We start from the raw sequence: 22,625 nt of genomic DNA, 5'->3' as shown, positions 1-22,625 counted from the left end.
CGGGGCCCCTCAAACAGCCCCCCCTTATTCTCTCCCGTTTTTGAATCATCTCTGCAAGGCTTCGGTCAACCATGACCCAACGACGAAATCTTCGCCGACGCGGCAGTTCTTCGACGCAACCTCGCCGTTTGCACCACCAAACTCTCGAGCGGCGTGAATTGCTCGCAGCGGAAATTATCAGCGGGCCCCGGTTGGTCAGTGTGGCCGCGAACACGGGTTCGCAGTTCGACCTGAACGACAACAACGTCCTGTCAGTGGCTCCTTCCGAATTGACGTTCCGCTTCGATGGCGGATCGGAAGTCGATGGCAGCACGCTGGACGGGATTCGCTTCGTTGCTGCGGGCGGAGACGGCACGTTTGACAGCGAAGACTTCAACGCCCCAATCCAACCTGGATTCTTGGGTTTCGAAGGCGATCAAACGAACGGCCGAGTCGTGGTGGCTCGATTCGCCGAGACACTCGCGGATGATCGCTATCGGATTGTGATCTCGGGTTACGACGACACCACGACCGGTGTGGTCGCGTTGCGGAATGCATCCGGGCAGGCGGTCACCCCCGCTCAACCGGATGATCCCCAACGTCCTGCGGTGAACATCGACTTTGAAATCGAAGTTGGCCCCAAGGTCGTCGCAGTGGTTCCGCAACCGATCACGCTCAATGGCACCTCGCGTGTTCAGGCTCGTGACCAAGTGCACGTGTACTTCAACGACGATCCGTTGTCCAACCTCAATGCGGGTGTGGTTCGATCAACCGATGCGGTGTTGCTGCCGGTCGTCAACCCTGACTTCTACAAACTGATCTTCACCAACGACACCGTCGAGAACACTGACGACCCGGTCTACGCACCAACGTTGGTGGAATACGACCCGGCGCTCAATCGTGCCACGCTGACCTTCGATTCCGACCTCTCGGAATTGCCCGATGTGGTGGTGGGTGGCGACACCTTGCTGGGTCCCCAATCCAACAGCGGCAGCGGAACGTTCCGCTTGCGAATTGGACGTGGCGATGCGCTTCCGACTTCTCCTTCGGACGTCACCGCTCTGGAACTGCCTGACACGTTTAGCAATGCGCAAGCATTGGGGACCAACTTTGGTGGCGGCTCACAAAGCGTCCTGGTCGATGGCGGACTGATTCAATCGACCACCGATGTGATTCCGAATTGGCCAGGCGCTTTCGATGCCGCTGGTCTGCGTGATTACCGCCGTGAGTCTCAACTGACCCAGCAGATCGATACCACCACTGGTATCAACATCTACCCCTACAACTTTGCCGAACTCTACGGCACAGGTACCCAAGGGCAAAAGCTTTCCAACGCGATCACCGAAGCACAGAAACAACGCGTTCGCGAAGTGCTGGACCTGTATTCCAAGCGGATGGGCGTTCAGTTCGTTGAAACAGAAGACAGCGGGTTGCAGTTCGTCACCGGTGATTTGCAAGCGGTTGTCTTGACCGCCGATACCGGTGCCGGCGAAGGCACGCCTTTCAGCCTGTACCGCGTCAACGAAAAAGATCCGTCTCGCGGCATCTTGGTCATGGATGCCGGCGAGCCATGGTTCGATGGGTACGGTTTGTCGCCCGACAATCGTCCCAGCTGGTTTGTGGAAGCCCTCCGCGGCGTCGGCAATGTCATCGGCATCGGAGATTTGTTCGAACAACCCGATGGTGTCGCGGCGGGTGGCTCCAGCCCCGATGAACCCAATTCGGAATTCTTCAGCGACTTTGCCGGCAACGCCTTCCCCAACTTGCCGACCGAACCTGAATTCCTCAGCCAAAGCGACATCACGCTGGGCCAAGCGCTGCATCGCCCGGAAAGCGACGACGTTGATTTCTACTCGTTCAGCGTTGCCGAAACCGGTCGCATCACTGCCGAAACGTTTGCACAGCGTCTGGAAGACAGCAGCCTGCTGGACACACTCGTTCAACTGTACCGAGTTGTTCCGGCCTCCGGTTCCAACCCGATCACGTACGAATTGGTCGCATCGAATGACGACTTCTTCAGCAACGACTCGCTGGTATCGGTCGATGTCAGCGCCGGCGATTACGTTCTGGGTGTCAGCAGCACAGGCAACGATGCCTACAACGGTGAAGTCGAAGGCAGCGCACTGGGTGGACGCACCGAAGGCACCTACCAATTGCGTGTCACGTTCAAACCTGACAGCAACAACACGATCACCGACACCGCCGGTTCACGTTTGGACGGCGATGCCGACGGCGTCGAAGGTGGCGAATTCAACTTCTGGTTCCGAACGGCTCGCGAAGTTTCCGCCGCCGACGAACCACGCGTGCTGTACGTGGTCAAAGACGCCGATGGTGACGACACCAACGACGGTAGCTTTGCCACGCCTCTGAAAACGATCAGCCGTGCCTTCGAATTGGCTGAGCCTGGTGACATCGTTCGCTTGCTCCCAAGTGCGGGTGCCGACAATCTGATCTCCACCGTCGAGGACAACCCGGCTTACGAAATCGGTCGTGGCGGCACGGGTGACCGGGCCTTGGCAGACGGCGATGTCTTTGAAGTCCCCAAGGGCGTCACCGTGATGGTCGACGCGGGTGCGATCCTGAAATTGCGGACCGCAAAGATCAGCGTCGGCAGCGAATCGGTCGATGAAGATCGCTCCTTGGCAGCCCTTCAAGTGTTGGGAACGCCAGTCTTGGTTGACTCCAACGGAGTCACCACCAACGGCGGGGAAGTCTTCTTCACCAGCTTTGACGATCCCACCATTGGCATCGACAACAACCCGCTGCCAACCGTCCCATCGACCGGACACTGGGCTGGTGTTGAATTCCGCAACGACTTCGACTTTGCCGAAGGTCGCCCCGTTTGGGAAACCGAGGGCATCTTCTTGGACTACGTCTCGCACGCCAACATGCAATATGGTGGCGGCAAGATCGACACCAACGCGCCCGTCGTGACACCTCTGCAAATGCACGAGAGTCGGCCGACGTTGATCTACAACACGATCATGAACAGCGCCGATGCTGCCATCAGTGCGGACCCTGACAGTTTCCGCGAAACCAACTTTCACTCGCCGCGTTATCAGTCGGTCGCTTCGTTCACCAGCGACTACGGCCGCGTCGGTCCTGAAATCGCCGGCAACACGTTGGTCAACAACACCATCAATGCGTTGTTCGTTCGCGTGGACACCCCCGCTGCGGGCCAACTGCAACCGATGACGGTCAGCGGTCGCTTCGACGACCATGACATCGTCCACGCCATCAGCGAAGTGTTGACCATCCAAGGCAACCCCGGCGGTCCGTTGCTGCTGGAAGATCGTCCGGATGTCCTCAGCGTCACCGCTCAAACATCGACCGCTGGCGGTTCGCTGGCGGACGGCCTGTACGACTATGTGATGACCTATGTCACCACCGAAGGAAATGAGTCGCTGGCAAGCCTGCCGACTCGATCGGTTTCCTCCACCACCGGCGCAGTGCGTCTGAGCAATTTGCCGTCGGCCCCAAGTGAATTTGCCGGTCGTAATCTCTATCGTCGCGATCTGTCCGCTCCCGTTGGTGTCATCCGCTATGAACTAGTGACCCAACTGGATCGTCGCGCAACGTTCTATCTCGATGACGGAACGACTCGAGGCGGAATTCTCACCAGCGAACAAAGTCCTGACCTCAGCGGCATCTCAACCAACACGGTTCCGGGATTGGTCGGAACCAGCCAACTGATGGAGAACCAGGCTTACGATTACCGCATGACTTATGTGGACCCTTATGGTGGTGAATCCCGTGCCAGCGCCGCAAGCGCGATGCAGGTCGTCGCTCGCAACGATGGGATCTTCCTCAACAACTTGCCGCCAACCGCCGAAGGTTTCGTGGGGCGCAACCTGTATCGCTCCACACCCATCACGGGCGAATACGTGCTAGTCGCTCGATTGATGCTGGATGAGACCAGCTTCATGGACAACGGGCTGACAACCTTCCGTGCAGACTTGCTGCTCGGAGAAACCCTTGGCAATGATGTGGATGGCGGCACCAAGTTGCTGCCTCGATACGATGCTCGATTGACAATCGATCCGGGCATCATCGTGAAATCCGAATCGGCTCGAATCGAAGCCACCTTTGGTGCCGACTTCTACGCCGAAGGAGACGATGGGAACAAAGTCATCTTCACCTCGCGATCGGACGACACCTACGGTGCCGGCGGAACGTTTGACAGCAATAACAATGGTGCCAGCACGGGCACGCCTGGTGATTGGGGCGGATTGATTTTCCGTCAGGACACCACGGCCAGCCTTGATTTTGCGGAAGTTCGTTTTGGTGGTGGTACCAGCCCCGTCGAAGGTGGATTCACCGAATTCAATGCTTTGGAGATCCTCCAAGCCGACGTGCGTGTTGCCAACTCAACGTTCACTCGCAATGCCGATGGATTTGCCAGCACCAGCACCCGCGAAGGTCGCGGTTTCAACGACGAATCCGTCATCTTTGTTCGCGGCAGCCAGCCCGTCATTTTGAACAACGTGATTGCGAACAACGAAGGCGCCGCAATCAGCATCAACCCCGATGCCCTGAACTTCGATGACGTGTTGGACACCGGCCGCTCGACCGGCCCAAGCAGCATCATCGGGACCGATCTGGACAACCAAGGCCCGTTGATTGCGGGCAACATGTTGGACCTCAACACGCTCAACGGACTGCGTGTCCGTAGTGAAATCATCACCACCGACAGCGTCTGGGACGACACCGACATCGTCCACATCGTCGAAGGTTCGGTGGTCTCGATGACCAACCACTTCTACGGTGCCTTGCGACTGAAAAGCGACGTGGGTCAAAGCCTGGTCGTCAAGTTCGGCCCCAACGGAACCTTGATCGGCAGCGGACGTCCGCTGGACATCACCGATCGCATCGGTGGCACACTGCAAGTCATCGGAACGCCAGGCAACCCGGTTGTCTTGACCAGCCTCAACGATGAGACCGTGGGCGCGGGGTACACACCCGACGGACGCGCGCTGCTGCAAACCGCGGCCAACGCCACCGATCCAGCCGCAGGCGATTGGCAGGGACTGCAGTTGCAGGCCTATGTCAACGATCGCAACGTTGCCTACGTGCTCGAAAACGAGCGTGCCTTGGCATCGGACATCACGATCAATGCTACCCCGGATGACGCGCAAGTCATTGGTGACCTGGCGCAACACGAATACGCAGGCGACGAAAACGAGCGACTCGGATTCAACGTTCGAGGAACCTTGGCGACCCCTCAGGACCAAGACGTCTATCGGTTCACGGCAACCGGTGGCACCGAACTGTTCATCGATATCGATGAAACATCCTTCGGCCTGGACACCGTGGTGGAACTGATCAACGTCAACGAAGACGTGGTTGCCAGCAGCAACAACAGCTTCTCTGAACTCACCGACGCGTCGGTCTCGACCACCGATCAATCGAAACTGTACGCCAACCCCAATCTGCCCAATGGTGTTTCGGTCGACGACGTCCGACCGCTCTATCAATTGGGAACAGGCTCCGTCGAGTCCCCCAATGCCTTGGACGCCGGATTCCGAGTCGTCTTGCCGGGCGACACCCAGCGTGACAACACGTACTACGTTCGTGTTCGCACCCTGAACCAAAAGACCGATGGCCAATACCAGCTGTCTTTGCGTTTGCGTGAAACTGATGAAACTGCCGGCTCAACGGTCCAGTTGGCCGACATTCGCTACGCCACCGACGCGATTGCCGTCACCGGCGCTCCGCTGCACTCGCCATTGGTGGGTGACGTGGGTGAAGAGGTTCGGTACATCGACCCAACCCCAGCGAATCGCAACAGTGGCGATGAACGAACACTTGAAACCGAGAACAATCGGCTTGGATTCACCACAGGGAATGCTCAGACGGTCGGCAACCTGCTGACCTCCGACCGTGGGTCACTGGTCATCTCAGGTGAAATTGGAAACATTGATTCGACCAACTTGGATGTGCGCATCGAAGACGTCGACGTTTACCGAGTGGATTTGTTCGCTCAACAAATTTCACCGGACGTTTTTGACAGCGAAAACCGTTTTGTCACCACGACATTCGACATCGATTACGCCGATGCGTTGGGCCGAGTCAACTCATCCATCTCGGTCTACAACGCAGCAGGGCAATTGATCCTGCACAGCCGTGACTCCAACATCGCCGACGACCAAGGCCGTCCGCTCGAGGGAGTTGACATGGCCAACTTGGATGGCGGCTCGGCCGGCGTCCTGGATGCCTACATCGGACCTGTCGAACTGCCCGAAGGAACGTACTACGTCGCCGTCTCCGGTGAGGTTGCCGTCCCACAGGCATTGGACCAGTTCTTCAACCCGAACTCGGCCAACCCATTGACCCGTTTGATGCCGATCAATTCGGTGCGTCGGATCGCCGAGGACACTCTCGGTGGAAGCAGCACAGTCATCGACTCGGACGAGTTCCGTGATTTTGAAACTCGGTCCCTTGAGTACGCCGCCGAAGCTCCCATCGTCGAACCCATTTTCGACGACGTCTCCATCGTCCCCTATTCGTTTGACGACATTCGATTGTTTGTTTCGCTGGACGGAGCGATTTCAGGCAACAACAACAGCGTGCTGGTCAGCGTGAATCCGTTCACCGGACAAGTCGATCGTTTGATCGGTCAATCGGGCCAACCAACAGGTGACCTTGCCATCCGTCGCGACGGCGAGCTGTTCTCCTACAGTCTGGGGCCGCAAAGTGGACCAGAGAACAATGGGAACGTCGGGAACTTCCTGAACATCAGCCCATTCAATGCCGCAGCCAACAGCGCTGGTGACGATGGAATCTCTTTCCAACGTGACAACCAAGCCGGCACCGATTTGGAAGGCGATGACAACGCTCAACTGGACATTCACGCCATGGCATTCCAGCCTGGCCCGTCCGGCACCAGCATCAACACGTCCGCCGTCAGTGACAACGAACGATTCTTCTTGGTGGGGGAACGTGACAACACCGGTCGCCGAGGCGAAATCCCGGATGAACTGACCCGCAACATTTTGTATCAAGCGGTTGCATCGAATGGTCAGATCACTTCCCTGGGTAGCACCAACGCGAACACCCACCGTGGCTTCGACGGCACGATTCCCTACCAATCGTTCTACGGCACAACATCCCCCGATGTTGAGCATGGTGTGATCGACACCGGATTCATTTATGACACCGGTGCCGACGGAGGTGACATCACTGGTTTGGCGTACACGCCATCGGGCCTTGGAATTGAAACTTTCCTGGCAACGACCGACCTCGGTGGGATTCACGGATTTGATCCCAACAACACCATTCCGGCCCCGCAAGACAACCCGGAATTGGAAGCCTACAACCGCGTCATTCCGACGACTTACTATGGTCGTGTGGTTGCTGACGCGAACCACTTCACGGCTCCCTTTGACTTCACCACTGGCCAACGACACCCCGTCTTCGAGAGCATGTCGTTTGGCCCGCAAACGGTGGAAGACGGCCGCCTGCAGCAAGTCATCTTCGCTGCCACACAAGACGGCTGGCTCTACGCATTGCAGTTGGACGGACAAACGATCAAGCCCGCGAATGTGTTCTACAACGGTCGCTCGGCGATTGAGATGCAATTCGACAGTGGGTTGTCCGTCGGCGACGGCGCGCGAACGGTCAACGGGATTGCGTTCAGTAATTTGCAGATCAACCCGTGGCACACCACCCCGGACCGCAACTTGGACGAAGGGCAGGGCATCTACCCTGACGAAGACCAAACGCGAATCCGCACCTTCGGTGGAAGTTCACTGTACTACGGTTTTGAGGTCACCTCCGACGCGGCAGACAACACCATTGCGCGAGCTGACAACGACGCCCTGGGACAAATCGCTCCCGGCGGCAGCCAAGGCTCGGTTGTCTCCCGTCCATTCGATCTGAGCGAAATCAATTCCGCTGACAAACCGACGTTGTACTTCAGCTACTTCATCGACGTCGAAGCCAACGACGACTACGACGCCGAGATTCCGCGACGACAAAACGATTCCTTCCGCGTCTTTGGTGCGGGCGACGATGGCGAATGGAAGTTGTTGGCCACCAACAACAACTACCGCGAACTGGCATTCAGCGACGAGTACGACTATTTCAACGAAACGGGCATCATTGTCCAGGAAATCTTCGACGACGGGAACGACTGGCGTCAGGCTCGAATCGATGTTTCGCCACTCGCCGGCAACGAGAATGTTCAAATCCGATTTGATTTTTCAACCTCGGGATCCATGCGAACGCACTTCGGGTCCATCAATGTTTCCGGAACAGCGGGTAAAAACCTGGTCGACAACGAAGTCATTTCGTTCCAAGACGACCTCTTCAATACCGTTTTATTCCAAACCATTTTGGGACGCGACGTCGTGTTCCCAACCGGAGCCGATCTCGAAATTGGCGATCAACTGACCATCACCGGTCCGAATGGCCCCACCGACATCACCTTCGTCACCGCGCCGTCTGCCACACCGAAGCCACTCAACGAAGTTGTCTTCAACGTCGGCATGACCGCGGATGACGTTGCTCGGACGGTCGTCGCCTCCGTCGACACGTCGCTTGCTCCGTACTTCGAAGGCAACGGTCGCGTCAGCTTCCGTGCCGCCAGCGATGTTCTCGTTGACGCCAACATTGCGGCTGGCCAGTCCAATCCGACTGAAGTCGAACAGTCCGCTCAGCGGATGCTGATTCCGACCGCATTGACATTTGAGGTTGGTGAACAGATTGAGGTCGTGGGCCCTGACGGGGTGGTGACGACGCTCACGTACACCAACGTTGACAATTCGATCCCACCGGACACGTTCTTCCCCGGCGAGATCTATGTCGCTCCATTCGACAGCAAGCGTGCCATTGCGCAGAAGATTGTGCAGCAATTGCCGAACAACACGCAGGCCTATGTAGACGGATCCGGTGACGTTGTCCTCCTGAATCCCAACACGACAGCGAACTTCATCCCCGCGCCAACGGGGATCGTCATCTCGGAAGAGGTGGCCAACGAAGACCGAATCGAGATCACGATTCCAAACGGTGCTTCGATCGCCAACAACGAAAGCATCACCTTCGTGGACACCGATGGTTTCGACTACGTCGTCCGCTTTTCAGACAGTGCCCTTCCGGATGTGGCGGGAGATCAAATCATCCCGTTCTCGGATGACAACGCTGGCACGGCAGGGTCCACCCTGGCCGACCGAGTCCTCCGAGACCTGCCAACGCGTTTCTCTGCCATTGTCAATGGAAACGTCCTCTCAGTCGCGGCCAACAGTGTGGTCTCGAGCAACGGAACCACGTCCTTCGCATTCAATCCCGTCACCAGCACCGATGACATTTGGGACTTCGACATTCCATCGGGTGACTTGGTTCACCACGGTGAACGAATCACGCTGTTCCGAAACTTCCAGTCCACGACGATCACCTTGGTCCGTGAAGGACTGAGCGTCCCCAACGCTGGCGACATCAGTGTCTACTTCAACAGCACGACCACAGCCGAAGAAATCGGCAGCGACATCGTGTTGGCACTCAATGAGTTCGATGACAACTTCCAGGCCTACCTCGATCAAGACGGCGACGGTTTCCGCTTGGCCGGCAACATCAACGGGGCGACGATCAGTTCCACGACGACGGTGACGACACTTGCCGAGTCGCAGATCAACACCTACGCCGTTCCAATCACGCTTCCAAAGGGCAGTGAAATTGTTCCTGGCGAGTCGTTCTCCGTCTTCCGCAAAGACGACCCGAGCGGGTCGCTTCCGGAGACCTACACGTTTGTCACGACGCCACCGGCAAACGCATTTGAAATCTTCTACGATGTCAATGACACCGCCGATGTCTTGGCGGAACGCGTGGCCGAATCGATCAGCGCCGAGTTGCAGGGTGTGGTGATCAACAACCGGGAAGTTCATCTTCTCAATGCGGCGTCCGTTGAATTGTCCAATAGCGATTCATTGGTGGTCTCGTTCGAATCCATCGTGAATCCAGACGTCAATTTCTTCGCTAACACTCGACCGACACCGATTCAGGTGACATTGACTCAAACGGGCAATGAAGTCACGGAGCAAATGCGGAATGCATTTGCAGAGGGCTTCGGTCGCCTGGCATCGGCAGCGACGGGATACAATCAAATCGCGTCGGCTGACCAATACCCAATCTACGGTGGCGACACGCTTCGCTTGTACAATGCCACCGCTCTGGACATTGGGTCTTATGGACTCTCGCAATCCGACTTCTTTGGCACTTCGATGCCCGGGGATGAGTTCGGCGTGGGGGCATCGTCGAGCTATGCAACCAGCCAAATCGCAACCGCTGGTGCGGGTGACAACCAAGTCGAGGGTGTCTACATCGATGACATCATCATCGGCTTGGCCGAACGTGGTGAAATGGTCATCAATGCTCCGGAAAACAACACCAATTATGTCTTCGACCCATCGGTCTTGCCGGACTCGCACCCGCAAGCCGTCCAGCCGGAACGCCAAAACGAGACTCTGGTTGGCCCTTACTCGCTAGAAATCCGCACCGCCGACGAATATGGCGTGCCGCAAGACTACGATCCAATCAACCTGGTGCTGAACGAGGAAATCAGCTCCGGTCGATCCTTCGATTCCAACGATCGTTTGGCCGACGGAGCCGTCACTCTGATCGCTCCCGCTGGTTCGACGTTGATCGATGTCGGCACCAGCTTGGACTCGACCGTCACCGCCAGCGACACGTTTGTGTTGGATGATGGCACCCGTCAGCTGACCTTTGAATTCGATAGCATTCTTGACAGCAACGGTGTCGAAACCGGAAACGTTCGTGTTCCATTTGACCCCAGCGGAACAGATCCTGCCGACGTGGCCAGAGCGATTCGCAACGCAATCAACTCACCCCAAGTCCAGAATGTTCTCGCGATCACCGCGGCGACGTCCGACAGTGCTGAACAGGGTGCCTCCAACTCGACACGAGTCGAATTGTTTGGCCAGGCCATCACGGTCAACCCCAGCGGTGGTCGATTCATCAAGATGGATTTGGTCGCAGAAGAAACCGCTGCTGGCAATGCAACCAGTCGCCGGATCGCGATCGTCGATCACGACGAAGACACCGTCGAATACATCAACTTCCTTGACCAACTTGCTCAGTCTTCCGTTTCCGGCTTTGTCAACGGCGATGTCGACACCTTCGTCGGTGTCGGAAAAATCGGCGATGCCGTCAACTTGGGTGTTTCGCCATTCAATGTGGTCGACGACTTGATCGTCCTGGGATCCAACCCGCTGAACGACCTGGACTCGGTTCGAATTTATCTTTCGGCGGGTCAATCGGTTGACATCGATGTGGATTCGCTTGGATTCACGAAGGCTGGCGACGCGCTCGAATTGCCGGTGATCTCCGTTCTGAAAGCGGGCGACAACTTTGATTTCAACGCGAATCTCCTTGGCTTGTCCGGCTTCACCCCAACCATGGCCCCTGGTGAAACGGTTGGCGGGGCATTCCTGAACTTCACCGCAACGACGAATGGTTTCTATGACGTCGTTGTCAGCAACAGCGCTTACTTCGGGCGTGGTCCAATCAGCGGAACGGATCAGCAGTTTGGTGAATACCAACTGACCATTCGTCCGAACGCGGAATCCTCGGCACGGGTTCCTGATCGCGACGTTTTGATGGTGGATTATCAGTTCGGCATCACCGATGTGAACCGAACCGATGACCAAGGCCAGATCATCATCAGCAGCAACTTCATCTCCGATTCGGCCAACTACGGCATCTCGGCGACGCTGGGTGATCGCGGTCAAGGCAACACCACATCCGGCGCGACGCAGGACACGCTTCCAGGTTCTGCCCGTTTGCTCCGCAACGAGAACCAAACCGGATTGATTCCGGGCGCGGTCATCATCAACAACGTCGTGTCGAACTCGGGCACAGGCGGCATCTTGTTCGGTGGCGGGACGTTCGATGATGGCGAAAGCCCCGCCCCGAACCTGTTCGGTCGGATCGTCAACAACACGGTCGTCAACACCGGCAGCGGAGACGGCATCACGGTCGATGGCCGTGCCAACCCAACGCTGCTCAACAATGTCATCTCTGGATTCAACGTTGGCATCCAAGTCGACACGGCAACCTCCGGCAACACCGTCGTTGGCGGCAATGCCTTCCACGAAAACGGCACCGACTCGACGCTGCCCATCGCCAGCTCGTCGATCATCATCCCGGACGGAACAGCGTTGTTCCAAGCCCCATCGCGGTCGCTGTACATCCCGGTTGAGAACAGCCCGATCATTGACAGTTCGTTTGCTTCGTTGCCCGACCGCAACAGCTTCTTCAACACGGTCAAGAATCCAGTTGGCATCTCCGCCTCGCCAATCATCGCCCCCGCGTTTGACGCCTACGGTCAACCACGTGTCGATGGACAATCCAGTGGCTCCGGCGGTGCTGGTGCCAATGTCTTCATCGACCGCGGTGCTTTGGACCGTGCCGATGATGGACGTCCGGTCGCATTGCTGATCAACCCCTTCGACGCGGATGGCGTCGAAGCAGCGGCTCAAAACGTTACCTCGGGCGATACCGACCCCGGCAGTTCATTCGTTCGCCTGACGAACACAGAGCAAACCGTTGAGTTCTTTGAAATTCAACTGGTCGATCCTTCGGGCACCGGCCCCGACCCTGACACCATCACGGTTGATTCCGTCCTGCTGACTGAAAACGGCCGTCGCCTGTTACCGGATCGCGACTTCACGTTCGGCTACAGCGCCAACAGTCGCACGATTCGCTTGACGCCTCTGGCGGGTCTGTGGCGTCAAGACGCGGTCTACGAAATCACGCTGAACAACCAATCGCGAATTGCGTTTGACACGGTCAGTGGCGATCAAATTTCCGATGGTGATCAAGTCACCGTTTTGGATTCGGCCGGTCGACCAACCGTCTTCGAATTTGAAAGTGGCATTTCCGTCACGGTTCCACAGACATCCACGCTTCGAATCTTGGATGTCACCAGCGGATTCCGCGATCGCGATGTGTTCACGATCACCGCTCCGGACGGAACCAGTCAATCGTTTGAGATCAACCTCACCGGGTCGACCGCAGCGGGCAACGTTGCGATCAACTTGGCCGGCGTTGGCAACATCGCCGATATCCGCGATCAGATCCTGGCCGCCATCAACTCCGTCCACGCCGGTTCCGGTCAGACCTACGCTCAGCGTTTGGACTTGGCCCCCGTCGCAATCGGATTCGATTCGATCCAGCTTGGAACCCTTTCCGGTCACACAGTGACCTTGGGAAGCGGTGGGTCCACTGTCGCCGGAATGGAACTCAACGGCACCACCAATGGTGTCGAGTCCGGTCAAAGCTTCCTGTACACCGCCAATGGAACCACGGTTGAATTCGTCTTCGACGACAGCAATTCGTTCGTTGAAACGGACACCATGCGACAGGTTGCGATCTCTCGCACCAGCACCCCTGATCAGATTGCACAAGCGATTGTCGCAGCGGTTGGTGGCGTTTCACTTGGACTGGATTCCGCCCAAGCCACTGGCGACGGCAGCGTGCTGCTGGGTGGATTGGCAGCGGATGTCTTGGACATCACCAACTCGCAACTGTCACGTTCGGGCATGCCGGGCGTCACGGAGTCGTTGTCACTGACTGTCCCCGCAGGACGAACCGGCACCGACGTCGATGGCACGACGTTCACCTTGGACGTCGGCGGTGTTGCCACCACGTTCCGATTCACAACCAATGCCTCTCTGACCAGCCCTGATCGTCTGATCTTGGTTGGCGGTGGCGACGACGCATCCACCCTGGCAGCGAAGACGGCTGCCGTCATCGGTGCGGTGTACCCCGACGAATTGGCTCCCGTGACCACCGCAAACTCGATCAAGCTGAACGAAGCTTCTTCGATCGTTCCTGCCGGTGAAGTTCGCACGGTCACCACGATCAGCCTTGAATCCAGCGGACTGGTACAAAGCGGCATCAGCGGCGGTGCCGTGCCGGTCGAGTTCCTGCCTTCGGCAACATTCAGCGAAGCATCGGTTGCCGCCACGCTGCAGCGAACGATTCTCAACGCCAACCTGGGCCTCGAAATCTTCGCTCCTGGCGGCGGCACGTTGTTGATCGACGGTGCCAATGCCGTCTCCGCCCAATTCACCCGCAATGGCGTCGTCGACGTCACCGGGCTGAGCATCCCTGCCGTCTCGGACCTCGCAGGCAATCCTGTCCGTGAAACGCGAGTCAATGACGAGACGCGATTCACCATCATCATGCCCGAAGTCCGCTTCGACTTTGGTGATGCTCCTGCCAGCTACTCAACATTGCTGGAAAGCCCACTGAACAGCTCGATCCCCGGCAACGGTGCTCGTCACGCGGTCGTCAGTGACGGCACTTCCGTTCGCTTGGGCAACAGCATCGACACCGAAGTGGACGGCACGCCTTCCAACTCGGCCACCAACGATGTCGTCGGCGACGACGTCACGATTCCAATCTCGGCCAGCAGTGCGGCCGTGTCGGTGTCACTGACGACCGCGACTGACATCATCGACATCGAAATCACAGCGATGCCGACCGTTCGTGAAACGATCACGTTGGTGATTGGTTCGCAATCGTTCACGTTTGAATTCCTCGACGCCGCAACCAACCCATCGCCGGGCAACATTCCGGTTCTGTTCAACTCGGGCAACACGCTCCGAGAAATCGAAATCGCGTTGCTGACGGCCATCCGTCCGCAACTGGACTTCACCGGTGGCGGCGTGGATGCATTGACTCATCCGACCAACGCGTCGGGCATTCGAGTCCGTGCCATCGACGATGAAGACGGGGTCTCGATCGTTCGCTTCGATGATGGACTGAACTTCTTCCGTGTCTTCGGCGAACCCGGAGCCGGCGGACAAGTCCTCACCTCGCTGAACGCGGATCAGGTCCTCGGCTTCTTGAACCCCTTCGATGAAGCCGGCACGGACATCGCAGTCGACGTCGTGGGCGGTGGTTTGCTGAACGGCTGGATTGACTTCGACCGCAGCGGCACCTTTGATGACGACGAACACGTGTTGTCGAACGTCCCCGTGACCACGGGCACAAACATCGTGAACGTCACCACGCCATTGACGGTTGGCGGCTTGCCGTTTGACACCTGGGCTCGTTTCCGCGTCAACGACGCTGGCAACATTGGCCCCGATGGAGTGGCGATCGGCGGCGAAGTGGAAGATTACCTCGTCTCGGTCCTGCCAATTCCATTGCCAGAACCGGAACCACGTTCCTACACCGCGTTCGAAGACGCAACGCTCGACGTGGACGCGTCTCAGGGCCTGATCAGTGCGGCCAACCGCGCCGGTCAACTGTTGCCTGTGCGTTACTTCGTCGTGGATGAGCCCACCAACGGAACGCTTGAAATCGACACCGATGCCGGTGACGATTTGAACGGCAGTTTCCGCTACGTTCCCGCCCCTGATTTCTACGGGATCGACACGTTCACCTACCGTTTGTCGACCCAGCAAAACCTGGGCAACATCGACTGCGAAGTGGATGCTGGCGCCCCGCCAGTTTGCGGAACCGTGACCGTCAACGTGGTCCCTGAAAACGATGCTCCCGGTGCAACGGACCAATCCTTTGTGATGGTCGAAGCGACCGCTACAAACGGTGGTGCACCGTTGACGATCACCGCTGCGGAACTGATCGCAGGATCAACCCCTGACGCAGATGCCCAGTTCAACTTGGGATCCAGCACCGATGTGCAGGACGAGCCCAACCAAACCGTCTTCGTGCATTCGATCACGGCCGGTGGGACCACGATCAACAAAGACAACCGTTTCGCAGAAGCCAGCACGCCCGAAGGTGGCAAACTGACCGCGACGTTCAATCCAACGAACGAGTGGATCACGGAGATCACTTACACACCGGCCGCTGACTTCAACAGCGACAACGGAACTGTTGCTGGAGGCCTGTCCGTCGACGCGTTCACCTTCACATTGATTGACAACGGCATCTCCGAATTGCCTTCCGATTTGGAAACCAACCTGAACGCTTCGCTCAGCCAAGCGGAACGTGACGTGCTTGGAATCGGCAACGGTGTCCGTGACCAGTTCGATGCGATCGGACCGATCTCGGCCCCCGCAATCGCTCGAATTCGAGTCACGCCTCAGAACGACGCTCCTGTTTTGGCCGCCGATTACGTGGGCCTGACCGATGCCAATGGCAACGCGAACACGGACTACACCGGCTTCTTCGCCGGTGCCGTCCCAACGCCAACCGAAGACACGGTGTTGGTCTTCCCAACGGCTTACCTGACCCGCAACGACATGGCTGGCCCAACCGGGGCCGCCGATGAGAACTCGGGCACGAACAGCAACGACGCCCCTGTGGTTGTCACTGCCGTTGCCTTGGTCGACCCAACGCAAGGCACATTGACGTTGGATCCGAACACGAACGAGATCACGTTCTTGCCGGCTCCCAACGTGTACGGGGAAATTGAATTCACCTACACCGCCACCGACAACGGCGTCAACGAAGACACCTCCGTTGGCAATGTCAGTGACGACACGGATCGAGGCAACCGCAATCCTGCAGGGATCTCGGTCACGCAGTCGGCGACGATTTTTGTCGAACCGGTCAACGATGCTCCCGTCGCTTACGATCGCTACGCCAACACCGTCGAAGACACACCGCTGACCATCAGCGACGTGATGTTGCTCGACGGCGTGAATGCAACTCCCTCGGCGATCGTGGCCACCACTTCCGCAGTCACCATGGCCGACGCAGATCAACTGCGAGACGGCGAGACACTGATTGTCACCGCCGGCAACGGCCGCCGCGTTGTGGTGGAATTCAACACCACCGGCATCGCTTCCATCGGCTCCAATCGAGTGGTTCAGTTCGCCGATGGTGAAACCGCGGATGTCCTGGCAACACGCCTTGAACTGACGCTTCGTTCACTTGGATTTGGCGGAACCGTCACGGGTGCGACCGTCAACTTCGACGCCTCTGGTCAACTCGCGTTGGTCCCCGGGCAGAACGCTGTGGTGGTCGATTCCGCTGCGGGCCGAATCACGGTTCCGGAAGGCGGCTTGATCTCCGACGGTGAGATTGTGACCGTCACGGACAACGCCGGCACACCGACCCGATTCGCTTTCACCAAGACCGGATCCGTTCTGGTCTCAGATGCGATCCCAGTGTCGATCAGCGATTCCAGCACCGCCGAAGAAGCCGCCACCGCTTTGGCTGATGCGATGTTGCTGGCCGGCTTTGGTGCCGTCGAAACCGCTGGCACGCAGCAAGAATTCCGCGTCCGAATGGACAGCGTGGCATCGATCAGCATCAACCGTGCCGGAGCCGGCTTGGTTCCTGACGGATCTGACGTGATCGTTCCCGCAGGAACCGGCATTCAAGCCGGCGACGCCCTGATCGTCGAACTCCTCGATGGGACGTTGGTCGTTGCTGAGTTCCAAACGGGCACGACTTTGATCGACCCCAATGCGGTCCTCGTTCAATACTCGATGACCGACACACGTGCGGAAGTCTCTGCTGCGTTGGAAGCGGCTTTGGTCAGCCAAAGTGTGAACGCTCAATCGGTCACCCTGACCTCCTGGCAGATCGACACCGTCGACATCGTTTCCGTGGATCCAACAGGAACCGCGATCACGTTCAACGGAACGGACATCGTCCTGCCGGTCATCGGTGATTTGGTCAGCGGCCAAACCTTCTCGTTGACCGACGAAAATGGTGTGGTGCGTCGCATTGAACTCAACACCACCGGAACACTCTCATCGGGCAACGATGCGGTCGTCCAGTACGATCCCGCGGGCTCGATCGACGATGTTGCCACCTCGCTGGCGGGTGCCCTTCGAACTCTGGACATCGGTGCGACTGCCAATGGCAACAGCGTCACGTTGCTGACATCCAACGCGATCACACGATCGTTGTCCCCAACCGGCCTCACCTTCAGCGGCACCAACATCTTGGTCCCCGCCGGTGACCGATTGATCGACGGCGAACGATTCACGATCACCGACAACGTGGGAACCGTCCACGTGGTTGAGTTCAACCTGTCCGGCCAACCAACCGCCGGTGCCGATGTCATCGTGCCGTTCACCGTCGCTGATTCTGCCGACATTGTTGCCACGACCTTGCAAGAACAACTGCGTGCCGCGGGCATTGGTGCCTTGGCCGACGCTTCGGCACTCGGCGTTCCAGCGGGGCAATCGCTTGTTTCGCTACAACTCGTTTCTGCGATCCGCATGGGCGAACTGACTGACGCCAGCGGGATGTTTGACAACCGACTCGGTGCTCCGTTCAACGAGAACGAACAGAGCCTTCGAATCGTGTCGTTCTCGACGCCAGGCGGAAACGCCATCGAGATCAACTCGGTTCCCGCCGGGGCCACGACGGCGACCATCGACAGCGACGCGGGCGGAACGTACACGTTCACCGTCGACAGCGTTCAAGTCGCAGGCCAAGCACGTCGCTACTTCAGCGGTGTAACGTTCACTCCGGCTGAAAACTACAACAGTCAACTGCCATTCGCTGCTCGTGAATTGTTGTTGTACACGGTGGAAGACGATGCCTTCACCCGCATCACGTCTCCTGCCCAGACGCGACAAGACATCAACGCGATCCGTCGCTCGGTGAACGCAGGAACGATCACGATCACCGTCGATGCGGTCAACGACGCTCCCGTCTTCAACAACGACCTGAGCACGGTCGATGTTTTGGAACGAGACGACCTGTCAGTGACCACGGTGCCAGACTTCTTGACCGAAATCTTCTCGGCTACTTCGACCGCGTCGGACGAATTGCTCTCGCAGATCGTCACCGGATTTGATGTCCGTTTGATCGCTGACCCCAATGGCGTGCTGGCCAGTCTCCCGGTTGTCAACTACGTCGGCGGTGACACAGAAGCTTCGCTGACCGTTGCACCGAATCCTGACAAAGTCGGCCAAGCCACGTTTGAGTTGTATCCCGTTGAAAGCGGAATTGCTCCTTCTCAAATCCCGGCTACCACGTTCACCGTCAACGTTCGTCCGGTCAACGATGCACCACGCATTCGTCCCGGCCTGACCGGCGACGCGGTGCCAAACGATCCGGACGAGGCTTACTCGATCACCGGAATCACCGACACCGATGGTGACGGCTTCGACGACCAAGCTGTGATTCAGTACACCTTGCGTGAAGACAACACCCAACCGACCGGCAGCAGCGATCCAGCCAACGCCGTGACGACGGGCAACTACTTCATCCCCCTCAGCCGTGCGATTCCCGAAGCCTTGGTGCAAGTCGGCTCGTATCAGCGAATCGGTCTGCTGGACATCTACACCGTTGGTGCAGACAACGAAGATCAATCGCTCAGCGTTGGCTTCCCAACCGGTGGCCCTCAACAACTGGAATTGTTCGACTTCCCCGACCGCACGGTCTTGGGTGGAACGCTGACACCCAAGTTCGAAGGCAACCTGCTGATCGGTTTGGAGTACACGCCTCCCGTCGACTTCAACAACGCGATCGACCCGAGCACGCCGTTTGACTCGTTCGAATTCGAAGTTCGTGATGACTTCCCAGGTGACGGCGAAACCTATTCCACCGACACCGGAACACTGGTCCAAGACCGTCGTCGTTCGACATCGATCGTTCAGTTGAACCTGAATCCGGTCAACGACCGACCTCAGTTCGTCGCCAATGACTTGTCGTACGAAGTGGCAGAAGATGGAGGTCCCCAACGGATCAACAACTTCGCCGTCGGCATCGCCGCTGGTCCGCCATTGAGTGCGTTTGACGAAGTTGATTTCATCAACGGCCAAGACGTTCGATTCACCGTGAAAACGCTGTCCTTCCTGGACGATGAGTTGCAAGACTTCTTCATCCAAGGACCTCAGATCAGCGAAAACGGCGTGCTGACCTTCCAACCACAAGAGAATGTCTACGGCACGTTCGAATTCGAAGTCGTGCTGACCGAAATCCTGCCTGGTTCGAACCAACAAGAAAATAGCACGCGAGGTGACTTGCGTTCCTCCTTGCCGGTCACGCTGACCATCGATGTACAACCGGTCAACGACCGTCCGTTCATCAAACCGGAATTCAGCACCCCTGGCACGAACCCACTGGACTTCTCGTTGTCAGAAGACGGCACATTCGATGTGTTGGTCAACGGCGACGGCACCTCGCCTGGATTGCTGGATGTGTTCGCTGTTGGACCCGCCAACGAGGCGGCCAACACCACCCCTGGCGGCAACCAATCGCTGTCGTTGACCACCCCGATTCCAGTCACCACCGCAGAAGGCGGCACGCTGCAAAGCGTGACAGAAAACGGTGTCATCACTCGATTCATCTACACGCCTCGAGCCAACTTCGTCGGAACGGATAGCTTCATCTACACCGTCACCGACGACGGAGTCACCGTCCCCGTTGGCAACAACGGCCAACCGATTGCCGAACCTCGCATCGCCTCGGGAACGGTCACGTTCGAAGTCTTTGCCGTCAACGATGCACCTCAATTCAGTGGTGCCGGTGATGTGACCAGCAACGAAGACCAAAATGATGGTGGCGGTCGCGGCAGTGTTGTGATCGAAAACTGGGCCACCAACGTTCAAGCCGGACCTCCCGGAGCGAACGATGAAATTGGCACCGGCACAGATGGTCAGCCACTCCGATTCGAGATCATCCAAACGTCGAACAACCCCGAGTTGTTTGATACACCGCCTTCGGTATCCATTGACGCCGCTGGCAACGCGACCCTGTCGTACGTGACCGCGGAAGACCTCAATGGTTCCGCCACCTTCACGGTGCAATTGTTCGACGAGGGACCAAACGATGCCGGCAACGGTGACATCAATGCCTCCACGATCCGAACGTTCACCATCACGGTGGACCCGGTCAACGATGCTCCGACGTTCACTGCCGGGCCAACCGTTCGAGTCCAAGAAGATCGCGGCCCCTACACCACTCAGTGGGCAACGAACATCTCGCCCGGCCCGATCGACGAGTCGAACCAATCCGTTGCATTCGAAGTCTCGACCGTCAACACGGCCGACTCGGCTCTGTTCACTCAGAATGGACAGCCTGCGATTTCACCAGAAGGCATCCTGACCTTCACTCCAGCCCTCAACGCCAACGGTGCGGTCGACTTGCAAGTCGTCGCCCGCGACAGCGAAGGCTTGGCCGGAACCCCGGTCACGCTGCGAGTGAACATTCAACCTGTCAACGATTTCCCAACACCGGCGCCGGACAACTTCACCACCAATGAAGACACGATCCGTGTGATCAGTGCGGCTGAGTTGTTGGCCAACGACATTGATGTCGACCTGAACGACACCAATCCGGATGAATTGCAAATCGTGATGAGCTCGCCGCAACTTTCACTGCGGGGTGCTCTGGTGACCTTCGACCCGGTCACGCAAACGATCACTTACGACCCGACCGTTTCGCGTGAACTGCAAGCCCTCAAACCAAGTTCGGCACCACTGAACGATTCGTTCAGCTACGCCGTGGCTGACCGAGCAGGTGCCAACGCAACGCCGATCCGAACCAGCAACTCGGTGTTGGTCAGCGTCAGTGTCACGGGTGTCAACGACGGTCCCGTGACGGAACCTGATGTCCCCACGTTGCAAAGCCCCGGCAGCACAGTGATTCGGGTCTTGGACAACGATGTCGATGTCGATGGCGTGATTGATCCAAGCTCGTTGACCGTGACCAAGCAGCCCGCGTTCGGTAGTGTTTCCATCGATCCCGTCGAAGGAACGATCACTTACACACCGTTCACGAACTTCCCCGGCAACGACGAGTTCCGCTACATCGTCGCAGACGATGACGGAGCCTTCAGCACGGAAGAAACGGTCACGATCAGCCCGAACGCGGCTCCTGTGGGACGCGATTCGGTTCGCTCCGGCTTCCTCAACGAAGCCATCACGATCGACATCAGCAACAACTTCACCGATGCGGATGGACTGGACTTCAGCTCGATTCAAATCGAACGCCAACCTTTGGCGGGCGAAGTCCAGAACGTCGGCGACGGAACGCTGCGGTACATTCCTGCCGCCGGCTACACCGGTCGCGACTCGTTCGATTACTCAATCGCTGACTCGGAAGGTCGTCGCAGTGGATTGGCCACCGTGTCACTGCAAGTGGTCATCAGTCGTCTGCAAAACCCCGATCTCAACACCGACGTCAACGACGACGGTGAGGTCTCGGCTTTGGATGCTCTGTTGATCATCAACCACCTCAATCGCTTCTCGTCCTTCCCAGCGGACTACACGCCGACGGTCGATGAAGACTTGGTCGTGACGCAAGGTGACAACGGCCGACCCAACGCTTCGCAACCTGGACGCTACTACGACGTCAGCGGTGACCTTCGCATCAGCTCGCTCGATGCGTTGCAGGTCATCAATGAACTCAACCGCCGGGATGCAAGTGGGAACGACAGCGAACCGCTGGGTGAATCCATCACGGCATCGACCAACCTGGGAGCCACCGGAAATGGTGTTGCCGCTGCGGTTTCCAGCTCCGATGTGGGGGCCAATGACTTGTCCTCGATGGCGGCCGGTGAACCACTGATCGAAGTGTTGTCCGAAAGTGACAAGCTCGTCGGGCAACGTTCCGTGAACCTGGGCGACGACGTTCTCGACAGCCTGGCCTCCGCCACCACCGAGGCGGAAGAGGGCTCCTCGGACAGCGATGATCGCAGCAAATCGCTGCAATCCGCGATCGACGCCGCAATGGCAAAGCTGTTGTAA

General features: G+C 58.0%; 1 protein-coding gene. It reads left to right on the top strand.

Going from position 1 to position 22,625, the window contains the following annotated elements; genetic code table 11:
- Positions 1 to 71: 71 nt before the first annotated feature.
- Positions 72 to 22,625: a tandem-95 repeat protein gene (locus PSR62_RS08940; RefSeq protein ID WP_274407429.1), complete on the top strand. Its 22,554-nt coding sequence runs from the start codon at positions 72 to 74 to the stop codon at positions 22,623 to 22,625.

Source organism: Rhodopirellula sp. P2 (assembly GCF_028768465.1).
In the GTDB taxonomy this organism is placed as follows: Bacteria; Planctomycetota; Planctomycetia; order Pirellulales; family Pirellulaceae; genus Rhodopirellula.
This window is presented reverse-complemented; position numbering and strand designations above follow the sequence as displayed.

Coding starts and splice junctions, on each gene's coding strand:
- PSR62_RS08940 (WP_274407429.1), top strand. CDS start 72: ATGACCCAACGACGAAATCTTCGCCGACGCGGCAGTTCTTCGACGCAA.